Origin of the sequence: Streptomyces sp. NPDC091972 (assembly GCF_044756385.1) — a bacterium.
Classification (GTDB): Bacteria; Actinomycetota; Actinomycetes; order Streptomycetales; family Streptomycetaceae; genus Streptomyces.
Genome location: NZ_JBIVSV010000015.1, coordinates 232568 through 254017, shown reverse-complemented (window position 1 = coordinate 254017; position 21450 = coordinate 232568). Strand labels below are relative to the sequence as shown.

The following is a 21450-nucleotide window of genomic DNA, read 5'->3' as shown; positions in this document are numbered from 1 at the left end:
GGACGACCGGCTTCCCGGCCCCTCACCCAGGCGATTGGATCACTGTGTCTCTTCCGTCTGCTCGCAGAGGCAAAGCGCTGCCCGCACGAAGAATCCTCATAGCCGCCCTGTGCCTTGCCGCGGCTTCAACCCCCTTGACCGCTCTGCAGGCACAGGCGGCCGGCACCTCCCCAGGCCTCACCGTCTACGTCTCGCCCACCGGCAAGGACACCGGCCGCGGCAGCGCCGCCCACCCCTTCAGGACGCTGGAACACGCCCGTGACTACGTGCGGGACGCCAAGGACCACATCGACGGCGATGTCCACATCCGCCTGATGTCCGGCACCTACCAGCTCAGCAGCACCTTTACCCTGACCTCCAAGGACTCGGGCCGCGACGGCCAGCGCATCGTTTACGAAGCCGCACCCGGTGCCCACCCCGTCATCAGCGGCGGCCGCAAGGTCACCGGCTGGGTACCGGCCGACGCCAGCAAGAGCGTCTACAAGGCGAAGCTCAGCGACCTCGACACCCGCCAGCTCTACGTCAACGGCCAGATCAAGACCCGGGCACGCAGCGGCAAGAATCCCTCGGGCTTCACCAAGACGTCCACCGGCTACACCTTCACCGACAACAGCCTCAACGCCTACAAGAGGCCTTCCGACCTCGAGGTCGTCAGCTCCTGGGGCTGGAAGCTCATGCGCTGCCCCGTCGAGTCGATCGCCAACAACCAGATGACCATCCAGCAGCCCTGCTGGCACAACGCCAACCTCCAGCAAGGCCAGGAGATCCAGAACCCGACTTGGCTGGAGAACGCCCGCGAGCTGCTCGACAGCCCGGGGGAGTGGTACCTCGACAAAGCGGCGGGCGAGGTCTACTACATGCCGGACAAGGGCGAGGACATGTCCACGGCGGATGTGACCGTGCCCGCGGTGCAAGACCTGGTCGACCTCAACGGCACCCGCGACGCCCCCGTCCGCGACGTCACCTTTACCGGCATCACCTTCTCCTACTCCACCTGGCTCGCCCCGAGCTCCCCCGACGGGCACATCGAAGGCCAGGCCGGCTTCCGCATGGTCGGCGACAACAACCCCGACTTCGACTCCACGCGCCTGAACTGGAAGAAAACCCCCGGCGCCGTCAACGTCAGCCACGGCCGCGACATCGACTTCGAAGGCAACACCTTCACCCACCTCGGTGCCGTGGGCCTGAACCTCAACACCGGCACGCAGCACACCGACATCACCGGCAACATCTTCCGCCAGATCGCCGCCACCGGCATCCAGGTCGGCGGAGTCGAGTGGGGCGACGCCCACCCCGACGACCCCCGCGACATCACCAAGGACACCCTGGTCGACAACAACGTCGTCACCCAGGTCGCCGACCAGTACAACGGCTCCCTCGGCATCATGGCCGGATACACCGACTCCACGACCATCACCCACAACAAGGTCTACGACCTGCCCTACAGCGGCATCTCCGTCGGCTGGGGCTGGGGCCTGACCGACAAGGGCGGCAACTCCGCCTACCCCAACAACGCCGGCATCCCCGTCTCAGACTCGCCCACCATCAGCCGGAACAACGTTGTCACCCACAATGAGATCAGCGACATCATGCGCTCCCAGGCCGACGGGGGAGCGGTCTACACCCTCAGCGCCAACCCCGGTGGCCGGGTCTCAGACAACTACATCCACGGCGTCCCCGAGCACGCCTACGGCGCTGTCTACCACGACGAAGGCAGCCGCTACTGGACCAACACCGCCAACGCGTTCTGCGACGTCGCCTTCCAGTGGCTGCTGATGAACCACGCCGAAGACAACACGGCGCAGGGCAACTTCACCACCAAGGCCAACTTCAGCGTCCAGTACCTGAGCAAGAACAACACCGTCAACAACAACGTCACCGTCGGCGCCTGTGACCAACTGCCCGCCTCCATCGTGGATGACGCTGGCCTGCAGCCGGACTACCGCCACCTCGACCCCGGCCCCGACGTCACCGACCAGCAGACACCCACCACGCCCGGTACCCCGACCGCCGTCACGGACTTCCCGACCGTCGCCGACCTCAAATGGCCCGCCGCCACCGACAACACTGCCGTCACCGGCTACTCGGTGTTCCAGGACGGCAAGCTCGTCAGCGCCTCCGGCACCACGGGCGTGCGCATCTCCGGACTGACAGCAGGCCAGACCTACACCTTTCAGGTCACCGCCCGGGACGCGGCCGCCAACGAGTCCGCCCCCAGCACGGCGCTCAAGGTCACCATGCCCGACGGACAGGACCTGGCGCTGAAGAAGCCGATCACCGCTTCCTCCGACTCCGAGGGCAACGTCCCGGCGAAGGCAGTCGACGGGGATCTGTCCACCCGCTGGGCGCAGGGCCTGGGGCTGCCCGACCCGTCCTGGATCCAGGTCGACCTCGGCGCCTCCTACGACGTCGACGCAGCCATCACCACCTTCGAGAAGGCCAGCGGCTACAAGTACCGCATCCAGGTCTCCCCGGACGAGGTCCACTGGGCGACCCTAAGCGACCACACCGGCGACTACACCACCGCCCAGACCGACTACGCCCACACCGACACGCCCGTCACCGGCCGCTTCGTACGGCTGACCGTCACCAGCTCCAGCGGCAACGGCGGCAGCATCTTCGACTTCCAGGTCTACGGCACCCCGGCCCCGCCCAGCACCGACCACACCGCCCCGACTCGCCCCGAGCAGCCCGTCGTCAAGCCGCTGCTGCCCAGCCTCGTCGACGTCACCTGGCCTGCCGCCACCGACGACACCGGCGTCACCAGCTACGTCCTCTACCAGGACGGCCAGCGCATCGCGGTCACCGGCGACACCACCTACCGGGTCACCGGCCTCAGCCCGCACACCCAGTACTCCTTCACGGTCGTCGCCCGCGACGGCGCGCTCAACACCTCGGAGCCCAGCCCGCCGGCCACCGTGACCACCCCTGCTGACAACGACCTGGCGCTCAACAAGACGGCAACCGCTTCCTCCGACTCCGAGGGCAACGTCCCGGCGAAGGCAGTCGACGGGGATCTGTCCACCCGCTGGGCGCAGGGCCTGGGGCTGCCCGACCCGTCCTGGATCCAGGTCGACCTCGGCGCGAACACAAGCATCTCCAGCGTAGTGACCACCTTCGAGAAGCCCAGCGGCTACCAGTACCGCCTTCAGTACTCCACCGACGGCGCCACCTGGTCCACCCTCGACGACCACACCAGCGCGAACACCACATCGGCGACCAACTACTCCTTCGCCGACCAGCCCGTCACCGCCCGCTACCTCCGCCTGACCATCACCGGCTCCAGCTGGAACGGCGGCAGCGTCTACGAGATCCAGGCATACGGCGGCTTCTGAGCCCCACCGCTCCCGGGCACCGCACCTTTCCGACACAGAGACGAAAGCCAGGATGAAGATCACCCATGTCGAAGTACACCGGATTGACGTTCCGGCGGCCAACCCGCCTTTCCAGTGGCGGAACGGCCTGAGCGGCAGCCCCGCGGTCGGCGACGGCGCAGTCCTGCACATCGGCACGGACGCGGGAGCCGAAGGGGTGGCCCTGTTCGCCCGCCCGGGAGCATTCACCACACTCCAAGACCTCGTCGACCGGGTCTTCCGCGAAGAGCTGCTCGGCGCCGACCCCCTGCAGCGGGAATGGCTGTGGCACCGCGTGTGGGAGCTCGACCGCATCCATGAACTCCCGTTGCCCGCCCTGGGTCTGATAGACATCGCCCTGTGGGACCTGGCCGGCCGCTACCACGGCCAGCCAGTCTGGCGACTGCTTGGCGGCTTCCGCGAAGCCATCCCCGCCTACGCCTCCACCTCGACGTTCTCCTCTACCGAGGAGTTCCTCGACGTCGCCGACCAGTGCCTCGCCCTCGGCTACCGCGGCATCAAACTGCACGCCTGGGGCGATGCACGGCGCGATGCCGAACTCTGCCTCGCGCTGCGGGAGCACGTCGGCCCCGACATCCCCCTGATGTACGACGGATCCGCCGGCTTCGACCTGCCCGACGCCATCCGGCTGGGGCGGGCCCTGTCCGAAGCCGACTACCTCTGGTACGAGGAGCCGATGCGCGAGTTCAGCATCTCCGCCTACCAGAAACTCGCCGACGCAGTGGACATCCCGCTGCTGGTGGCCGAAACCTCCGACGGAGCGCACATGAACTCCGCCGACTTCATCCGGGCCGGTGCCGCCACCTTCGGCGTCCGCGCCGGCACCACCCTGCGGGGCGGCATCACCGGAGCCATGCGCACCGCCCACCTCGCCGACGCCTACCGACTGCGGGCCGAGGTGCACGGTTCGGACATCCCCAACCACCACCTGTGCATGGCTATCTCCAACACCACCTACTACGAGTCCCTGGTGACCGCGACGACCGTCGTACGCGAGCGCCACGTGGACGACCAGGGCCTGGTCCACGCCCCCACCGGATCCGGCATCGCCCTGCCCCTCGACTTCGGCTACGGCGACGCACTGACGCCGTTCGTCGAACAACCGCGCTGACCGGACGGTGGCCGCCCTCCTGCGGACGGCCACCGCTGCCGGCGCCCCCCATCCGGCGCACCACCGCACCCCCTGGTAAGAACAGAAAGGCAAGACGATGAGGTCTTCCGGATCTCCGAGAACCCGCCAGCGCCGGATCGCGCTGCGCATCGCCGCCGCAGCCCTGTCTCTGGCTGCCGCGGCCACACTGGCCGGCTGCGCCAGCGCCGACACCACGTCGCAGTCCGACTCCTCCGCTCAGCCCGCCTTCAAGCCGGCCACACAGAAGGACGGTTCGCAGATCACCGTTTGGACGGACTCCACCCGCCTGCCCTCCGTGCAGGCGTACCAGAAGTCCCACCCGGACGTGAAGATGAAGATCGTCACCTACGACGGCGGCGCCGACGGCTCCACCTACCTGCAGTCCAAAGTGCAGCTCTTCGACCGGACCGGCAGCGGCTGGCCGGACGTCGTCTTCGGCTCACCCACCGACGTCACCTGGGCATCGCAGGCCACCAAGACGGGCGCTCAACCCTTCGCCGCTCCGCTGGACGACAAGCTCGTTCCGGCCAGCACCCTCGCCGGCTTCGCCAAGGGCTCCCTCACGCCGTGCCAGTTCAACGGCCACACCTACTGCCTGCGCAACGACATCGCCCAGGTCGTTCTCTGGTACAACAAAACTCTTATGGACAAGTGGGGCTACCAGGTCCCCACCACCTGGGAGGACTACGAGGCCCTCGGCAAGAAGGTCGCCAAGGAGCACCCCGGCTACCTCGTCGGCTCGGTCGGCGACACCAACTCCCACGAGTCCTACTTCTGGTCGGCACAGTGCCCCGCGCTCGACCTCGTCAAGCCCGACACTCTGCGCACCGACCTGCAGGACCCCAAGTGCACCCGCACCGCCAAACTGCTGGACAGCCTGATAGACGCCAAGGCTGTCACCACCAAGGGCTTCTTCAGCCAGGGCTTCGCAAAGGACAGCGGAGACAAGGTTCTGATGGCCTACGGACCCTCCTGGTACGGCCAGTACCTGTTCAAGGCTGCCTTCAAGACTCCCGCCAAGCAGATCACTGCGGCGCCCCCCCTGACCTGGCAGGGTGATCCCACCGTCGCCACCGGCAACGTGGGTGGTGGAGTATGGATGGTGTCCTCGCACAGCGCCAACCTCAAGGCCTCCACGGACCTCGTCACCTGGCTCACCACCTCTAACGAGAACCAAGCATCGGCCCCCACCTACCCGGCCTACACCAAGGCCGCCCAAGCGTGGCTGGCCAACCCCGCCAACAGCGACTATTTCGCCACCGACGTGAGCGGGCCGTTCCAACAGGCAGCCGACGCCGTGTGGACCGGCTGGTCGAACACCCGATTCTCGGACGCGACCGCCTGGTCCAGTATCGTCCTGCCGGCCCTGACCGCAGGCAAGAGCCTGACCTCCACCCTGCCTGCCTGGCAGCAAGAGATCAGCAACGAGGCAAAGGCCCAGGGATACAAGGTGGTCACTCAGTGACTCTCCTGGAGACCGAGCGCGTCGCCGTCTCCACCCTCCGCCGCGGCCCCGCGCCGCGGCGGAAGGGGCACGGCGCCGCGGGCTACCTCTTCATCGCCGGATACGCAGTACTGCTGCTCGCCTTCGGCATCTTCCCCACGGCATACTCCTTCTACCTTGCCCTCACCAACGACCGCGGACAGTTCACAGGGCTTAACCAATTTGTGAAGGTTGTTCAGGACTACCGGTTTACTCCTGCCTTCACTCATATGCTGGTCTACCTGGCTCTGTGGCTGGTCACCCTCGTGGTTCTGGTCGTACTGGTCGCAGTGGTGCTACGGAGCCGGATGCGGCCGGGGACGTCGGCGCTCTTCCGCTTCCTGTACTACATTCCGGGAGCCCTAGCCGGAGTCGCCAGCGTCCTGGTTTGGCTGTTCATGCTGGACCCAGACGTGAGCCCGGTGTCATGGGTGTTGACGGCCATGGGGCTGCAGACGTTCGCCGCTGTCCTGGCTCCGGACCACTTGCCCCTGATCTTGATGCTGATCGCCTTCTGGACCGGCGCCGGAGGTTGGATCGTCGTGATGTATGGAGCGCTGAACAACATTCCGGACGAAGTGCTGGAGGCCGCCCGGATGGATGGGGCAGGTCCCTGGCGCACCGCTTGGTCTATTCAGATCCCGATGATCCGGCAGTGGATTGTCTACATGACGATCATGGCCTTCGCCACCGGCACGCAACTCTTTGTCGAGCCACAACTGCTGCAGACCGCCAGCCTCGGCCGCGTCAGCCCGACCTGGTCGCCCAACCAGCTCGCATACGTCTATGCCTTTCAGCAGGGGGATTTCAACGGGGCCGCTGCTATCTCCGTCGTCCTCCTTGCGGTGGGCCTTCTGGCTGCCGGAATCCTCGTCGTCCGCTCAAACCTGTTCAAGCTGGATGGAAAATGACACTACGCATCCTGTCCCCGGCAGGAGAGAACAGAGGGATCCGCGCCTCGAAGGCCTCCTCCGTCTTGGTTGTGGGGTTGCTGCTGGCACTCCTACTGTTGTTTTTTGTCCTGCCTGTCGTCTGGCTGCTGCTGGCACCGTCCAAGACTGCTGGCGAAGTCGTACGGGACAACCCGTTTTCCTTCGGCTCACTCGATCAAATCGGAGCCGCCTGGGACCATCTGTTCGCTTTCCAGGACGGGGTCATGGTCACATGGCTGCGCAACTCTGCAATCTACTCGGGCAGTTCACTCATACTGACGCTCTTTGTTAGCGTGCCGGCGGGCTATGCGCTCGCGTTGACAAGTTTCAAAGGGCGTAAGGCTCTGTTGATGATCACCCTCGTCACTATGATCATGCCGCAGGCCACTCTCGTACTGCCGATCTTTTTGGAGCTCAACCGTTTCCATCTTATCGGCACCATCTGGTCGGTCGTCCTCCCCTTCTCGTTCTATCCGTTCGGCGTGTACCTCGTGTACATCTACTTCGGTAGCAGCCTGCCCAGGGATCTGCTGTCGGCTGCGAGGATCGACGGCTGTACCGAATGGCAGCTCTTCTCCCGAATTGCCCTGCCGCTCGCCAAACCTGTCGTCGGTCTGGTGGCCTTCTTCAGCTTCGTGGGCAATTGGAACAACTTCTTCCTGCCCTACCTGGTTCTGCCCAACAGCGAGCAGTTCCCCGTCCAGGTAGGCCTGAATCAACTGCTGACTTCTACACCCTCCTTCAACCCGGTAGCGGGAGCCGGGCTCAACATAACGATCCCGGAACTCGCCCTGGCGATCATCGTGGCCGTACTGCCCGTGCTGGTCCTCTTCCTGTTTTCGCAACGCACGCTGGTGTCCGGAATGCTGGCCGGAGCGACCAAGGAGTGAGCAGGCACCATAGCGTGCATAGCCGTCCAGCCCCCCCGGTTCGGCGCCGAGGTCGTTGGCGGCGCCCTCGGCCGACGGTCGAACGGATTTGGTGCCAGGAGATCGGATGGTCTGAAAGAGAATTCAAAGGGGATCTTAGGGAGATCCTCACGCCCTCCCGGCAGGGTGACCGTATGGACATCACTTCGCCATCGAGACGCCCTGCACTGCTGAGGCCGGACGGGGGCCCCGTCCGGGTGCTCGTGGTGGACCACGCGTCACCCACGCTCGAGCTGCTGTCCGTTGTCTTTCAAAACGAAGGCTGGGTCGTTCGTGGAGCCCGTGACGGGCATGACGCAATCACAGTCGCACGCCATTTTCGGCCCGACGCCGTCCTGTTGGAGGTGGTCCCGCCAGGCATGTCCTGCGCAGATTTCCTGACGTGTGTGCGACGAGAGCACCCCGCGTTACCGGCTCTCCTCCTCGGCGCCACGAGTCAATACGGCGCCGAAGAGGGCTTCGCCAGCCTCACGGCAGGCGGTGTCGACTACATGACCACGCCGTTCAGTCTTGAGGACGTTGTCACGCGGATGCGCGCACTGATACGCCGGTCCGGGAAAACAGGTCGCCGCAACAACTCGATCTTGGTCGTCGGCGACCTTGTTCTCGATGAGGCCAGCCGACACGTGACACGGTCTGGAGACAGCATCCACCTCACGGCCACCGAGTTCGAACTGCTCCGCCTGCTCATGCAGCACCCACAGCGCGCGCTCAGCAAGTCCAGAATTATGGACCGGGTATGGGAGTATGACTTCGGTGGCAAAACCAACGTGGTCGAGGTCTGCATCTACTGCCTACGGAGAAAGATCGACTCCGGGCGCGAGCCGATGATCCATACCCGCCGCGGCGTCGGCTACCTGATCAAGCCTGCCTCTGACACAGCAACTCGGAAGACGCTCCGTCCCTGACCCTCTACGGTGGGCCGCGATGCCGTCGACGGCGGACCTGCGCGGGGTCCCAGGAAGCGGCCACGTCCCACTCCCTGTTGAAGCCCGCTCTACAGCAACGGCCTGCGCCCGCTCTGATCGAAAACTACAGCTTGCGTAGCCCTGGGCGATCCGCGCATGGGCCCTGCAGCCCTGGGCCGGCCGTTGGGTCGACCGCACGAAGACGGGTCGCCGGGCCGTTCACGGAGTGAAACGATTAACTTCTCTTCGTCATAATCGCCGGAGCGGATGAGTCTCGGTCGTACCTGGGTATTACCCGAGCCGCCCCATTGCCCCCCGCGGTATCACGACCCCAGCCACGAGTGCTCCTAACGTTGCAGCTACCAGAACACGAGGTCTGCACCACATGACGCAAGGGAGCGGCGATGATCAAGGCACACCAACTGACGAAGCGTTACGGGGAGAAGACGGCCGTCGAACACCTCGACTTCGTCGTCAAGCCCGGCGCGGTCACTGGCTTCCTCGGCCCTAACGGCGCCGGCAAGTCCACGACCATGCGCATGATCGTCGGATTGGATGCCCCTTCCAGCGGAAGCGTCACCGTCAACGGCCGCCGCTACGCCGAGCACGGTGCCCCACTGCAGGAGGTCGGCGCCCTGCTGGAGGCCAAATCCGTCCACCCAGGCCGCTCTGCCTTCAACCACCTGATGGCCCAAGCCCACACTCACGGCATCCCACGGCGTCGGGTTGAGGAGGTCATCGAGCTCACTGGCTTGCAGTCAGTGGCCAAGAGTCGTGCCGGCGCCTTCTCCTTGGGCATGGGCCAGCGACTGGGTATCGCCGCCGCGCTGCTGGGCGACCCAGCCACCCTCATGCTCGACGAGCCGGTGAACGGTCTGGACCCCGAGGGCGTGCTGTGGATCCGCAACCTCCTCACCCAGCTTGCCTCCGAAGGCCGCACCGTCTTCGTCTCCTCGCACCTCATGAGCGAGATGGCCCTGGTCGCCGACCACCTCATCATCATCGGACGGGGACGACTCCTCGCGGACACCACCGTCAAGGAACTGGTTCGCGGCGGCGGAGGCGACACCGTCACGGTTGCCACCGACGAAACCACCCGGTTGCGTGAAGTCCTCTCCGGCCCTGACGTCGAGATCACCGGCACGGTCGGCTCACAGGAACTCCAGGTCACCGGACTGACCGCCCGCGCCATCGGCCTCAAAGCCGCCGAACACGGCATCCCACTGTTCGAACTCACCTCGAAAACCGTGTCGCTCGAGCAGGCCTTCATGGACCTGACCAGCGACGTCGTCGAGTACCACGGCACCACCACCGTCGAGACCTCGCGGAGCGCGGCATGAGCACCACCACCCTCACGGAGAACAGCCCCACCCCGACACCTCCTTCGCCGATCCGGTCGGGGCGTTCCTACAAGGTCAGCATTCGCGGAGTCCTGCGCTCGGAATGGGCCAAACTGTGGTCCCTGCGCTCGACCTGGATCACCCTCGGTCTCGGCTTCGTCTTCCTCGTCGCCTTCGGTGTGATCGCCTCGTTGCACTACCACTCCCAGTACACCTCAGGCTCCCAAATGGACGCCGACGAGGCCCATGCCACTGTCCTGAGCTTCTCCCTCTTCGGGACCAAGTTCGCGCAACTTGCACTCGGCGTCCTAGGCGTCCTGGTCACCGCCGGCGAGTACTCCACCGGCATGATCCGTTCCACCATCGCAGCGGTGCCCCGGCGACTGCCTGTGCTCTGGTCCAAGGCCGCCACCTTCGGGGTGGTCGCTCTCATCGTGGCCACCGTCGGCGCGATCATCACCTTCCCTATCGCCAGCAGCCTGCTCTCCGATACCCCCGCAGCCCTGTCGCTGTCCGATGCAGGTGTTGTACGCAGCCTGCTGGGGGCCGGGCTCTACCTCGGCGTTGTCGGAGTCATCGGCGTCGCCTTGGGTTCCCTGCTGCGCTCAGTCGCTGGCGGAATCGCCGTTCTGGTCGCCACCCTCATGCTCGTGCCCGGCCTGGTCTCGCTTCTGCCGACGTCCTGGCAGGAAAATTTCCAGAAGTACCTCCCGAGCAGCGCCGGCGAGTCCATGTTCGCCCTCACCCATGATGCGACGCACCTGTCGCCCTCCGGCGGGCTCCTGGTCCTCTTGGCCTGGACAGCGCTCGCCCTGGCAGGGGCTGCCTACCGTCTGGTGCGCACCGACGTCTGACAAGCCCACGAGCGGGCGGCGGACACCCTAAACGACCGGTGTGTGCCGCCCGCCTGCCTTGCGGCACGATGAACAGGTGACACTCGTGAGCGACGGCAAGAGCATCCCCGTAGCGGCTGATGCCCCGACGGCGGACGACCTCATGGGCAACCCCCCTTTGATCCGCCACCTGTCCTACATCGGCCAGCTACTCCGATACGCGGATCGACAACGTCCGTGGTTGATGGACGTTGGCCTGGTCCTCCTGCTGATTCCCCTGCTGTGCCTGCAGGACTTGCACGCCCACGCCTACGGCGACCGAGGCGGTGAACTCGACGTCGCCTTCACCTGCCTGCCTCTCGCCGCCGTACTCGTCCTGCAGGCAGGACAGGTGCTTCCGCTGCTTTGGCGTCGCAGAAATCCTTCCGTAACCTTCGCATCAGTCGCCGCGGTGTTCTTGGTGCAGTGCGCGCTGGGCGCCTGGCTCCGCGCAGGCGTCGCCGTTCTCGTCGCGCTCTACAGCCTCGCCCTGCATGGACGGGTGCGCTACCTGCCCGCAGCCTGCGCCATCACCGTGACCGGTCTAGTCCTGCTCGCCATGCGCATGCAGCCCAGCGTGTCCATCGTCGACGGCCTGTTCCTCCTGACCATGACCGTTGTGGCTGCTGTCACGCTCGGCCTCGTCATCCGCATCCGACGCGCTCAAATGGCCGGCCTGCGCGAGCGCGCCGCACAACTGGAAGTGGAACGCGACCAACGCAGCCAGCTGGCTGTCGCAACCGAACGTACACGGGTGGCCCGCGAGATGCACGACATCGTCGGCCACAACCTCTCCGTGATCATCACTCTCGCCGACGGCGGCGCATACGCGGCCGACATCGCCCCGCAACGAGGTAAACAGGCACTTCTGATGATTGGAGACACGGGCCGCCAGGCGCTCGACGAGCTCCGCCGCACCCTCAGCGTGCTCCGCGAACAAGATCAAGCCCTTGACCTGAGCCCCCAGCCAAACCTGTCCGACATCGACGCCCTGTGCGCACGGATCCGCTCCGCCGGCCCTCACGTCGTCCACCGCACCATCGGCACCCTCCACGGCCTGGACCGAGGTGTGCAACTGGCGATCTACCGCATCGCCCAAGAGGCCCTCACCAACGCACTCAAGCACGCTGGACACGAGACCCGCATACAACTGACGGTAACCGGAGAAAAACACCAAGCACACGTCGAGGTGTACAACACCGGCCCCTCCACCCCAGCCCGCAAGCCCGGTCCAGGCGGAGTGGGCCACGGGATTTCGGGAATGCGTGAACGCGCAGCGCTCTACAACGGAACCGTCACTGCTGGCCCCACCCCAGACGGCGGATGGCGGGTGCGAGCGACACTCGACCTCACGCCGTTCCGGCGAGACCGCACCCTTCCCGACACCGGAAGCGCAGCATGAGCACCGTACTCATCGTGGATGATCAACCCCTGCAGCGCCTCGGCTTCCGCATGCTTTTGGAGAGCTCACCTGAAACCGACGTCGTGGGAGAGGCAGCCCACGGAGCAGAAGCCATCCGCAAAGCTGCCGAACTTCGCCCCGATGTGATCCTCATGGACGTCCGTATGCCGGGCATGGACGGTATCGAAGCCACCCAGCGCATCACAGCCTCCGGCAGTCGCTCGCGCGTACTGGTCCTGACCACCTTTGATCTCGACGAGTACGCACACGCAGCCCTACGCGCCGGCGCCAGCGGATTCCTCCTCAAAGACGCACGCCCCGAAGAGCTCCTCGCTGGCATCCGCGCAGTTGCCTTCGGTGACGCGGTTATCGCACCAGCCCTCACCCGGCGCTTGCTGGACGCGTACGGAAGTCACCTGCCAGTGCCGAACAGTGCTTCAGTAAATGACCCGCGTGTTCGATCTCTCACAGAACGCGAACGCGAGATCTTCATCGCCGTCGGACGCGGATGGACCAACGGTGAGATCGCTGAACAATTCGTGCTCTCAGAGTCCACCGTCAAGACCTACGTCGGTCGCGTCTTGGCGAAGCTAGGGGCCCGAGACCGCATTCAGGCTGTGATCCTTGCCTACGATCTCGGGCTTACCCGCCCAGCGCCGCCCAGCCATGGAGCCTGATCCTGAGGCCAACTGGCGCCTCCCGAGAGTGACCATCACGTCGGTTTCGGGGCTCTCCCTCTGCACTCTGCGGCGCTGCTGTTCTGACGGCTGTTCACCCAGGCGGGAGCGGTGCCGGGAGTGCCATCGGTGGAGCCCGAAGGAAGGGCTGCGCCATATCCCGGTGTCCGTCCGCACTCGAGGAAGGCGCAGGGAGACCCTTGGCTGCAGCCCTCTTCATCGGGCTGACTGCGGTTGCAGTGCCACGCAGGAAGAGGGCAACTCGTAAGTAGCGGATGGGAGTTGCGGCAGCGGAGACTCAGGACCAGTCCGGTTTGGGGTACAGGGCCTTCGACGTCGTCCGCAACTCCTCGGGGGAAATGATCTCCAGCTTGCCCTTCTGCCACTGTGCGAGCATGAAGTCCCCTTCGGGCACACCACGCTTGTCCCAGTGCAGGACACCCGACACGGTCGGAACTGAGTGCTGATGCAGCCAGTGGGACAGCTTCTCCTGATCGAGACTCCCTACGTTCCATACCGCAGAAGCCAGAACCTGCCCTGCTGTGTAGGCGCTCGCCGCGTCATCCTCGGGCGGCTCGCCGTACTTTCGCTCGTAGGCGTCGATGAAGTCCTTGCTGCCTTGCCCCTGAGGGTTCCAGGCGAGCGAGGTGAAAATGCCGGCGGTGTTCGCCTCGCCGCCGACGGCCTTCGGGTAGACATCGGTGAGCGAGGGCGCATTGGTCTGGAAGATCAGCTTTGGATTGAAGCCCTGGCCCTGAAGTGCCTTGATGAGCCCGCCGCCGTCCTCTGCACTCACGGCGCCGTGCACGATGAGGTCGGGTGCTGCCGCGGCGATGTCCTGGGCGATGCCGCTGAAGTCTCGCGTCTCAGGTGCGTAGGTGTCGGTGTACACCGTGCGCACCCCAAGCGAGCTGAGTTCCTTGCGCGTCTGTTCCACCGTGGCGTTCAGGTTCGGGTCGTTCTGCACGGGGTAGGCAGCGGTTCGGGGGCGCTGCGTTTTCGGCAATTGGCGTACCCACTCGACGAGGCCCTCGGGAACGTCTACGGACGTTCCCGGTTGGGCGAAGAAGAGGTAATTGTAGCCTCGGTTGAAGATCTCATCTGCTCCGCCGGAAGGCTCGACGTAGAGCATTTTCGCTTGCTCGGCAACCGACGATGCCGGCAAGTTCAGCTTGGAGGAGACGGTGCCGAGGAGCAGATCGACATGCTCGTCGTGAATCAGTCGTCTGTAATTGCTGACGACTCGGCCCTCGTCGAAACCATCGTCGAGTACCTTCAATTTGACCTTGCGTCCCAGTAGGCCGTCTTTTTTGTTCACCTGCTCGGCCCACACCTTGTACCCGGCATAGGCGGGCTTAGAACTATCGGCGACGGGTCCCGAAAGTGGCAGTGATATTCCGATAGTAATGGGGCCTGTTTCCTCCTGGTTCACCAGTCCGCAGCTAGTTCCAAAGGCGCCCAAAAAAAGGGCTGCAACCGATCCGTGCAGGGCCATGCGGGCCGCTACTCTGGCATGCCCCGTCTTCTCATTCAATGTTTTCGACACTCCTGCAGATGGAAATGTGCAACCGGCCTACCGCAGGGCGGTGATGCTCTGCCGGTGGGGGTGCATAAGGCAGGGCTGACATGCGGATGTGCATGACGACATAGGCCGGTACTCCGGCCAGATCCAACGAAAGGCGAGCGACAGCCCGCTGACGAGAACGCCCGGAGGTAGAAAGGGGCTGGACACTGTGTCGGCGCCTCAGCACGAACATGAATACACTGCCTGCTCACAAGAAGCAACGCTGTGTGCAGGTATATCGCAAGCAGAAACGAGAAGGCGCTGCTGTCGATTGGAACGGCCCGACGAAGACCAGCCGGTGGTAGCGGACATGAGGCTGTGTCTTGGACCCGCCTGCCAAGCCTGACTTTCCGTCAGTGCGGGGCGATGCCGGCACGGGGCGGGGCCATGAAGCCGGATCGCACGGCGTGCACCCCGCCCACAAGGCGATCTGATGCCTTTGGAAGTCCTCGTCGTGCGCACCACGTCTCGCCAAACGGCATTTGAGATGCGCTGACGGCGACGCTGTCCTCGCCGAGCGAGGAAGGCTTCTGGCCGACGTTGCCCTTGCTGGTGATCGCCAGTACGAGGGTTTGACGCTCGACCAGGCCCTCGATCTGCTTCCTGAAGGGTACCGTCCCCACTTCTTGTCCTGGCGGACTCGATAGCGGTCGCCTCTGCTCAACGGTCGCTCCTCGTCGTGGGCGGGGGCGCGGGCGGTGCCTCCGCGCCGCGACAGGCGAGTTGGGGAGTATCGAGAACAACCACTCCGGCGCAAACATGGACTTCGAGGAGGTCGTCGGCGCCGTCGACGACCACGGCGTATTCCGAGGGTTTTGCCCCGCTGGCTGACAGGCAGTGTCAGGCTGGGGGAGCTACGGGGCGTACGCCCCAGCGGGGGAATCTCTCGTTCAGAATCGGGTGCTTCTCGGGACCGGGCGGCGTCTGGCTGACGTAGCCTTGGTCGCCAATCCTGAGTCGCTGGGAAGGGCCTTCCGCCCACCAAAGGGCCAGGGGACGGTGGACGTGTGGCATGCCGGTCAGGAATGGCGTTCGTAGTGGGTGTCCGGCTGTGGCGCGGGCGCCGCAGGCAGGCTGACGCCGCGCCCTTTGAGCAGTGAACGGGGTGTACACACCGCCTACCACGATTACGGAGCCGAGCTCGTGGGCTTTGCGCACAACGCGCTCGGCGATCCTCACCTGGCAGAGGAGGTGGTGCAGGAGGTCTTCCTGTGGGCCTGGCGTGCCTCGGGCTCCTACGACAGCAGGCGCGGAAGCCTACGGACCTGGCTATATGCGATAGCCCGCAACGCCATTGTGGACGCCCGGCGGCACAGGGTGGCCAGACTCGTGGTGGCTCGCCCGGAAGAAGCGGGGCGGGAAAACAAAGAGAGTGGCACTGACTCGTACGACCTACCGCTGGCGCGGATAGAGCTGCACGAGGCACTCGACCGGCTGTCCCCCAGCACCGGCAAGCGGTCATTGAGGTGTACTTCCTCGGCAGGACCTGCGCCGACCTGGCCGAGGAGATCGGCATCCCAGCCTCCAGTGCCCGCAGCCGGCTGTAGGCGTGCGGAGCGTGGTACGGACCTTTGAGCGGGTGGATTTCCTACGCGTCCCGTCCGCCATTCCCGGCGACGACCGGCCATCTGGCGGAGGTTCGGCGCGGTTGCCGAGGCGTATTCGCCGCCGGATGGCGGCCGGAGTCGTCCTTTTGGTGCTGGCGGCGTGCACGGTGTTCGTGACCGTTGTACCGACCTCCGGCACCCAACCCCGCTCATCCCTGGCAGCGGTGCCCGTCGCCCAAGACGGCCGGATGATCTCGCATCCCTGGGGAACCCAGATCCCTGTTGCGCTGTCCGGGCCGCGTGTCAGCAGCACCTACCGGCTGATGACGGGCAATTGCCGCGGCGACAGGGTGCAGGCGGGCAGCGTACAACGACACCATGACATGCCCACTTCGCATGCGCCGTAGCCGACGTACACACCGGGCGATGACAGCCATGGGAACGGCCGTCGGGTCGCTCCTTTTGCTCGCGGGGCCGGCGTCCGCGCATGTCCGGGTGTTTTCGGACGGCGCAACGAACGGCGCCCCGGCCACCCTGCGGTTCAGGGTCCCCTCGGAGAAGGCGGACGCCACCACCATCCGCCTCGACGTAACTCTCCCTGAGGGGGGCACGCCGACGGCGGTGCCAGCGGCCCCAGGCTGGACAGAGAGGGGGAAAGCCCCGCTTCCAAAGGCGGGACTACCCCCCTGGTCTGGACCGCCACTGCGGGCCACGAGCTCAGGCCCGACGAACACCGTTACTCCGACGTACGGGTAGGCGCGCTTCCAGACGAGCCGAGTGCCACCTTCGGCGTGTTCCAGACGTACTCAGACGGGTCCTCGGCGAACTGGAACGAACTGCAGCGGGGCGACAAGATGCCCGACTTTGCGGCACCCGTGCTCGTCCTGGATGCTGAAGCGGCCAAGGCGGAGCAGAGTCAGCAGGACGAGGCACGGCGCAGGACGACTGCCGCCGCTCCCGCGCGTGCGGCTGCGGACGCCTGGAGCGGGGGAGGTGTGACATCACGCCTTCCATGGACTGCGGCCGAGGCGGCCGTTGTTGGCGCCTGCGCGGTGGCAGTGCGCCGCAGGCTGACCCTCAGCAAATCCAAGCCGTCACGGCGTTGAGACGGTGACACGAAGACATCGGTTGGGGCGTTGGAAAGGATGCCCCCAAGCCGCGGTCGATAACCCGTGCCGTTCGACGGTGACTTCAGGCCTGCCCACTTGGCTGTGGTGGCGGTGCACCGAACCATGTGGACAGGGCCGAGCGCAGCGCCACGGTGTCCGTTGCCGTGCTCGGCACAGCGGCCCAGGCCAGGACACCGTCCGGGCGGATCAAGGCAGCGGTCATGTCACGCCGTCCCAGAACCAGCGCGGAGGCGAGATGGACCCGGTCACCCCACGGAGCGGCCGCCAGGGCTACCGGGCCAGCCTGTGGGGTGTGCAGGAGCAGTGGCCGTCCGTCGGACATGAGGGAGTACAGGGTGGTGTCGTCGACGACGAAGTCAGGCACATGTGCGCCCAGGAGCGTGTGGTCGCTGCCGGGGGTGTAGGGCAGGGCATAGCGCACATCGACACCGGACAACATCCGGCCAAGGTGTTCCTTGACCTGCGGAATGTCCATCAAGGCACTGAAGATGTCGCGCAGCGCCCGAGTGTAGGGGTCTGGGGTCAGCAGAGCCGTCTGGGCTCGGGTGTTGTGCAGGACGCCAGCACCTACGGGATGCCGCTCGCTCGTATAGGTGTCCAGGAGTTCCTGGGCGGCCAGGCCGCGTTCTACCAGGGCCAGCTTCCAGCCGAGGTTGACGGCGTCCATCATCCCTAGGTTGAGGCCCTGGCCACCCAGCGGCGAATGTACATGTGCCGCATCCCCGGCAAGAAAGACCCGGCCCTGGCGGTAACTCGCCGCTTGGCGGGAGTTGCCGCGTGTCCGCCGGCCGTCCCTGATCTCGCTGATGGAGATGTCCCGCCCCGTGATGCGCTCGATGGCGTCGTGCATCTCCTGGACAGTGACAGGCGACCGGTCGCGCTCGGCAGCGGTCGCATCTGGCTGGTCTTCGTCGTGTTCGCTCAGGCGGACTCGGACCCAGCCGTCCACGATGTCGCCGTGCTGAAGTTGGCCGCGATGGGTCGTTGCGTCCGGCGGGAACGGGTCAGGGTCTGGGTTGGTCAGCTTGAGCCGAGCGACGCGGCCCAGTGTGCTGGAGGTGATGCCGGGGAAGGCGAAATCAGCGAGCTTGCGTACGGAGGAATGCCCCCCGTCGCATCCGATGACCCAGGAGGCAGCGATCGTTCGTTCCCCGGCAGGTGTCTGCAGCGTCAGATGTACCCGGTCATCGCGCTGCTTCAGCGACGTCACCCGGTGGCCCCGGAAGACTTCGACGCCGAGTTTGGTGGCGTGCTCGGCCAACAGGGCCTCCAATTCAGGCTGCCAGATGAGGGCGGGCGCACGGCTGACTTCCGCGCCCTGTTGGTGGTCGAGCTTGTGGATCCACGCGAAGTGGGCATGTGGGCTGCCCATGTCGTGCTGGTAGTCCTCGCGCCCGCTGTGGTGGCGGTTCTGGAGCCTGGTGGCCAGCCCACGCCGTCGCAGGGCCTCACTGGCCAGGATGCCGACTCCACGAGCCTTTTGTGCAGGGTCCGGCTCGGATCGTTGTTCCACGATGACCGCGTGAATGCCTGCAATCTTCAATTCGGCGGCCAGTGTCAGGCCGACTGGTCCGGCTCCGACGACCACGGCCGCGGTGTCGAGGCCATCTTCGATGGATCGTGTGGTCATGTCATGACTCCTGAACTAATGGCTGCATACGCGAGGTAGCCCGGTCCACGCGCGGGGGTGCGGGTGCACGGTTCAAGTGGACGTTCCCGCTTCTTGGTCGATCTGTTGGATGGCGGCAAGTTCGTCTGCACGGCTCAGGCCGGACTTCCGGTCGCGACTCAGACCACGGCGGATCTCGTCCTGCAGGGTGTCGTGCATGACTTCCTGCAACGACCGGTGGACGAGTCCGGGAGCCATCGGCTCGACCGCCTCGTCGGCTGACCGCGGCGGCCCGAAGGAAGAGGTCGCCCACAGTGGCAGGGCGCGCTTGCCCATCCAGGGCACGATGTCCAGCGCAGCCAGGCGCTCGGGGCTCGCCAGCACCCATCTGCCACTGAAGTCCGCCGCCAAGGCGGCGGCAGCAAGGACCTCGCCCAACGTATGGACCGGACCCTGGGCCTGGAAAACCCCGGTGTGCGTCGCGGCTGGCCCAGCCAGCCAGTATGCGAAGTCTCGGGCATCGATAAACCGCACCGGTTGTTTGCCGGCGTCCGGCACCAGCACTGGGCCGTTGCCCGCCAGGGCGAACCGGCCTGGCCAGTAGCCGGTTCGGTCGCTCACATCACCAGGCCCGCCCACGAGGCCGACCCGGACGATCGCAGCTCGATCACCGACTCCCTCGAGGACCGCACGCTCGCAGGCGAGCTTGGCCGCCGGGTATTCCGGCTCCCGGGCCATTGCCCCGCCCGGACGACGCTGCGCAGGAATGTTTGTCGGGCGACGTGCGCCGGCCATGTGCACTGCGCCCGAGGACACATATGTCCAGTGCGCGACGCGGTTGGCGAGGGCCTCGACCGCGCTCTGGGCCTGTACCGGCTGCCAGGTCACGTCCACGACCTCGTCCCAGTCGGTGTCGATCACCTCGTCGTAGGCATGGGGGCTAGTACGGTCAGCGCGCACTAGACGGGCTCCGGTGGGGACTGCGCCGGTGGTCCCGCGAGCCAAGCAGGTCACATCCGTCCCCTGCGCCAAAGCCGCCTCCGCGACCAGGCCACCTAGCCACCCGGTGCCACCCAAGACAAGCAGCTTCTTGCTTTGGTGATCGGAAGCGGGGCTGGGGGCTCCGGGTGTGTCCCCGGGATTTTTCGGCATGGTCTGCTCCTTTCGAGCGGTCCTTAAGAAACTACAGTATCGTATTTGCGGTGATGAACGCCGAGGTCACCACGAGTAAGGCGGGTATCGGCCAGTCAGGGAGAGGCGAGAGTTGCGACCGAAGCACCGACCCGCCATCGTCAAGCGCTGCCGGTGTCCCGACGGGCAGTGCCCTTGGTGCGGGGTCCGGGAGGTGAAAGGGGTGGCTGCGGACGACCGTAGCCGCTGCTCGACTGATCACCGGGTTGCAGGCACGACCAATGCCCAGTCCGCCCCGGACGGGAAGGAGCGCCTCATTGCGCGATGATGCCCTCCCGTGGCTGCGCCCGGGGTGAGCCATCTAGAGTGCTTGCGCGGGCAGTCTGCGATTGCGCTTATGGGGCGTGTGCAACTATCTTTGTTCGTGAGCAAACGCAAGATTGCTGTTGCTTCACAGCAACGGTGTCTTCCAGCGCTGCAAACAAAGCCGCCCGTGCTTGGACCCTCATACGCGGTACGACAGCCCACTGTGCAAGGAGAACGCTTAGATGCACCAGATTCCGGACGTAACGTTGAACAACGGCGTCAAGATGCCTCAGCTTGGATTTGGGGTTTTCCAGGTCCCCGATGAGGACACCGCGGTTGCGGTCAGTAACGCCCTGCAAGCTGGATACCGCAGCATTGACACCGCCGCGATCTACGGCAACGAGCGGGGAGTGGGCCGCGCCATCGCGGAGTCCAGCCTCGCGCGCGACGAACTGTTCATCACCACCAAGCTATGGAATGACGAACAGGGTTACGAGGCGACCCTCAACGCCTTCGACGCATCCCTGGGCAACCTCGGACTCGACTACGTTGACCTCTACTTGATCCACTGGCCGGCTCCGGCGCGTGACCTGTACCTCGACACCTACCGGGCCCTTGAGAAAATCCTTGCGGAGGGCCGCGCCCGCGCCATCGGTGTCTCCAACTTCCAGGTCGCCCACCTACAGCGACTGATGGACAACACGGGCGTCACGCCCGCGGTCAACCAGGTCGAACTCCACCCCGGTCTCCAGCAGCAGGAACTGCGCGCCTTCCACGCACAGCACGGCATCACCACAGAGGCGTGGAGCCCACTCGCGCAGGGAGCCGTTCTCCGCGACAAGGCGGTACTCGAGCTTGCCGCCCGACACGACGTAAGTCCCGCGCAGATTGTCCTTCGTTGGCACCTGCAGATCGGCAACGTGGTGATCCCCAAGTCGGTGACGCCCGAGCGCATCCAGCAGAACCTGGATGTGTTCAGCTTCCAACTCACACACGGTGACCTGCAGGCGATCACAGCTTTGGACCGCGGTCTGCGGACTGGTCCCGACCCCGACACTCTCAACTGATCCACAGGCCGCCTGCCGCATGTCCTCCCGATGCCCGGGCGTCGGAA

Annotated in this window: 19 protein-coding genes; 15 read left to right on the top strand and 4 right to left on the bottom strand. The window is 65.5% G+C overall.

All coding sequences use genetic code 11. From position 1 onward, the window contains the following. The first annotated feature begins 134 nt into the window (after positions 1 to 134). The 10 genes from ACIQJT_RS35535 (at position 135) to ACIQJT_RS35490 (ending at position 13049) form a co-directional block, all read left to right on the top strand. Positions 135 to 3335 carry a discoidin domain-containing protein gene (locus ACIQJT_RS35535; RefSeq protein WP_402649872.1) on the top strand — a complete coding sequence of 1067 codons (3201 nt, stop codon included), beginning with the start codon at positions 135 to 137 and terminating at the stop codon, positions 3333 to 3335. 52 nt (positions 3336 to 3387) lie between these two features. After that, positions 3388 to 4485: an enolase C-terminal domain-like protein gene (locus tag ACIQJT_RS35530; protein WP_402649871.1), complete on the top strand. Its 1098-nt coding sequence runs from the start codon at positions 3388 to 3390 to the stop codon at positions 4483 to 4485. Between the two features lie 97 nt (positions 4486 to 4582). Beyond that, positions 4583 to 5971 (top strand): ABC transporter substrate-binding protein, encoded by a 1389-nt coding sequence (locus tag ACIQJT_RS35525; RefSeq protein ID WP_402649870.1) that lies wholly within the window; start codon positions 4583 to 4585, stop codon positions 5969 to 5971. Next, positions 5968 to 6900, top strand: a complete 933-nt coding sequence (locus ACIQJT_RS35520) for a carbohydrate ABC transporter permease (RefSeq protein ID WP_402649869.1) — start codon at positions 5968 to 5970, stop codon at positions 6898 to 6900. Before ACIQJT_RS35525 ends, ACIQJT_RS35520 begins: the two co-directional genes overlap by 4 nt. Then, the gene (locus ACIQJT_RS35515; RefSeq protein WP_402649868.1) at positions 6897 to 7811 is read left to right on the top strand and encodes a carbohydrate ABC transporter permease; all 915 of its coding nucleotides are present in this window, start codon (positions 6897 to 6899) and stop codon (positions 7809 to 7811) included. The genes ACIQJT_RS35520 and ACIQJT_RS35515 overlap by 4 nt, the downstream gene beginning before the upstream one ends. A gap of 173 nt (positions 7812 to 7984) precedes the next feature. After that, a complete protein-coding gene (locus ACIQJT_RS35510; protein WP_402649867.1) occupies positions 7985 to 8758 on the top strand; it encodes a response regulator transcription factor in 774 nt (257 codons plus the stop codon). 404 nt (positions 8759 to 9162) lie between these two features. Next, positions 9163 to 10098, top strand: coding sequence for an ABC transporter ATP-binding protein (locus tag ACIQJT_RS35505; RefSeq protein WP_402649866.1), 936 nt, complete (start codon positions 9163 to 9165; stop codon positions 10096 to 10098). Then, positions 10095 to 10952: an ABC transporter permease gene (locus tag ACIQJT_RS35500; RefSeq protein WP_402649865.1), complete on the top strand. Its 858-nt coding sequence runs from the start codon at positions 10095 to 10097 to the stop codon at positions 10950 to 10952. Before ACIQJT_RS35505 ends, ACIQJT_RS35500 begins: the two co-directional genes overlap by 4 nt. A gap of 85 nt (positions 10953 to 11037) precedes the next feature. Beyond that, positions 11038 to 12372, top strand: a complete 1335-nt coding sequence (locus tag ACIQJT_RS35495) for a sensor histidine kinase (protein WP_402649864.1) — start codon at positions 11038 to 11040, stop codon at positions 12370 to 12372. Then, entirely contained in the window at positions 12369 to 13049 is a 681-nt protein-coding gene (locus ACIQJT_RS35490; protein ID WP_402649863.1) for a response regulator, read from the top strand. Before ACIQJT_RS35495 ends, ACIQJT_RS35490 begins: the two co-directional genes overlap by 4 nt. A gap of 298 nt (positions 13050 to 13347) precedes the next feature. On the opposite strand, the gene ACIQJT_RS35485 is transcribed toward ACIQJT_RS35490, so the two are convergent. Both ACIQJT_RS35485 and ACIQJT_RS35480 read right to left on the bottom strand, forming a co-directional pair. Beyond that, positions 13348 to 14544, bottom strand: coding sequence for an amino acid ABC transporter substrate-binding protein (locus ACIQJT_RS35485; protein WP_402649862.1), 1197 nt, complete (start codon positions 14542 to 14544; stop codon positions 13348 to 13350). Between the two features lie 422 nt (positions 14545 to 14966). After that, on the bottom strand, positions 14967 to 15236 hold the full coding sequence (locus ACIQJT_RS35480; protein WP_402649861.1) for a hypothetical protein: 270 nt from the start codon (positions 15234 to 15236) through the stop codon (positions 14967 to 14969). Between ACIQJT_RS35480 and ACIQJT_RS35475 the strand changes: the two genes are divergently transcribed. The 4 genes from ACIQJT_RS35475 to ACIQJT_RS35460 all read left to right on the top strand — a co-directional run bounded on the left by ACIQJT_RS35475 (position 15208) and on the right by ACIQJT_RS35460 (position 17266). After that, positions 15208 to 15444 (top strand): DUF6924 domain-containing protein, encoded by a 237-nt coding sequence (locus tag ACIQJT_RS35475; RefSeq protein WP_402649921.1) that lies wholly within the window; start codon positions 15208 to 15210, stop codon positions 15442 to 15444. The genes ACIQJT_RS35480 and ACIQJT_RS35475 overlap by 29 nt on opposite strands. A gap of 210 nt (positions 15445 to 15654) precedes the next feature. Beyond that, entirely contained in the window at positions 15655 to 16188 is a 534-nt protein-coding gene (locus ACIQJT_RS35470) for an RNA polymerase sigma factor (RefSeq protein WP_402649860.1), read from the top strand. Between the two features lie 350 nt (positions 16189 to 16538). Next, positions 16539 to 16916 (top strand): DUF1775 domain-containing protein, encoded by a 378-nt coding sequence (locus ACIQJT_RS35465; protein WP_402649859.1) that lies wholly within the window; start codon positions 16539 to 16541, stop codon positions 16914 to 16916. After that, the gene (locus tag ACIQJT_RS35460; protein ID WP_402649920.1) at positions 16799 to 17266 is read left to right on the top strand and encodes a DUF1775 domain-containing protein; all 468 of its coding nucleotides are present in this window, start codon (positions 16799 to 16801) and stop codon (positions 17264 to 17266) included. The genes ACIQJT_RS35465 and ACIQJT_RS35460 overlap by 118 nt, the downstream gene beginning before the upstream one ends. 85 nt (positions 17267 to 17351) lie before the next feature. On the opposite strand, the gene ACIQJT_RS35455 is transcribed toward ACIQJT_RS35460, so the two are convergent. Beyond that, a complete protein-coding gene (locus ACIQJT_RS35455) occupies positions 17352 to 18920 on the bottom strand; it encodes an FAD-dependent monooxygenase (RefSeq protein ID WP_402649858.1) in 1569 nt (522 codons plus the stop codon). Positions 18921 to 18992: 72 nt separating this feature from the next. Next, on the bottom strand, positions 18993 to 20051 hold the full coding sequence (locus ACIQJT_RS35450; RefSeq protein ID WP_402649857.1) for an NAD-dependent epimerase/dehydratase family protein: 1059 nt from the start codon (positions 20049 to 20051) through the stop codon (positions 18993 to 18995). Positions 20052 to 20578: 527 nt separating this feature from the next. On the opposite strand from ACIQJT_RS35450, the gene ACIQJT_RS35445 reads away from it, so the two are divergent. Then, positions 20579 to 21403 carry an aldo/keto reductase gene (locus ACIQJT_RS35445; protein ID WP_402649856.1) on the top strand — a complete coding sequence of 275 codons (825 nt, stop codon included), beginning with the start codon at positions 20579 to 20581 and terminating at the stop codon, positions 21401 to 21403. Positions 21404 to 21450: the final 47 nt, after the last annotated feature.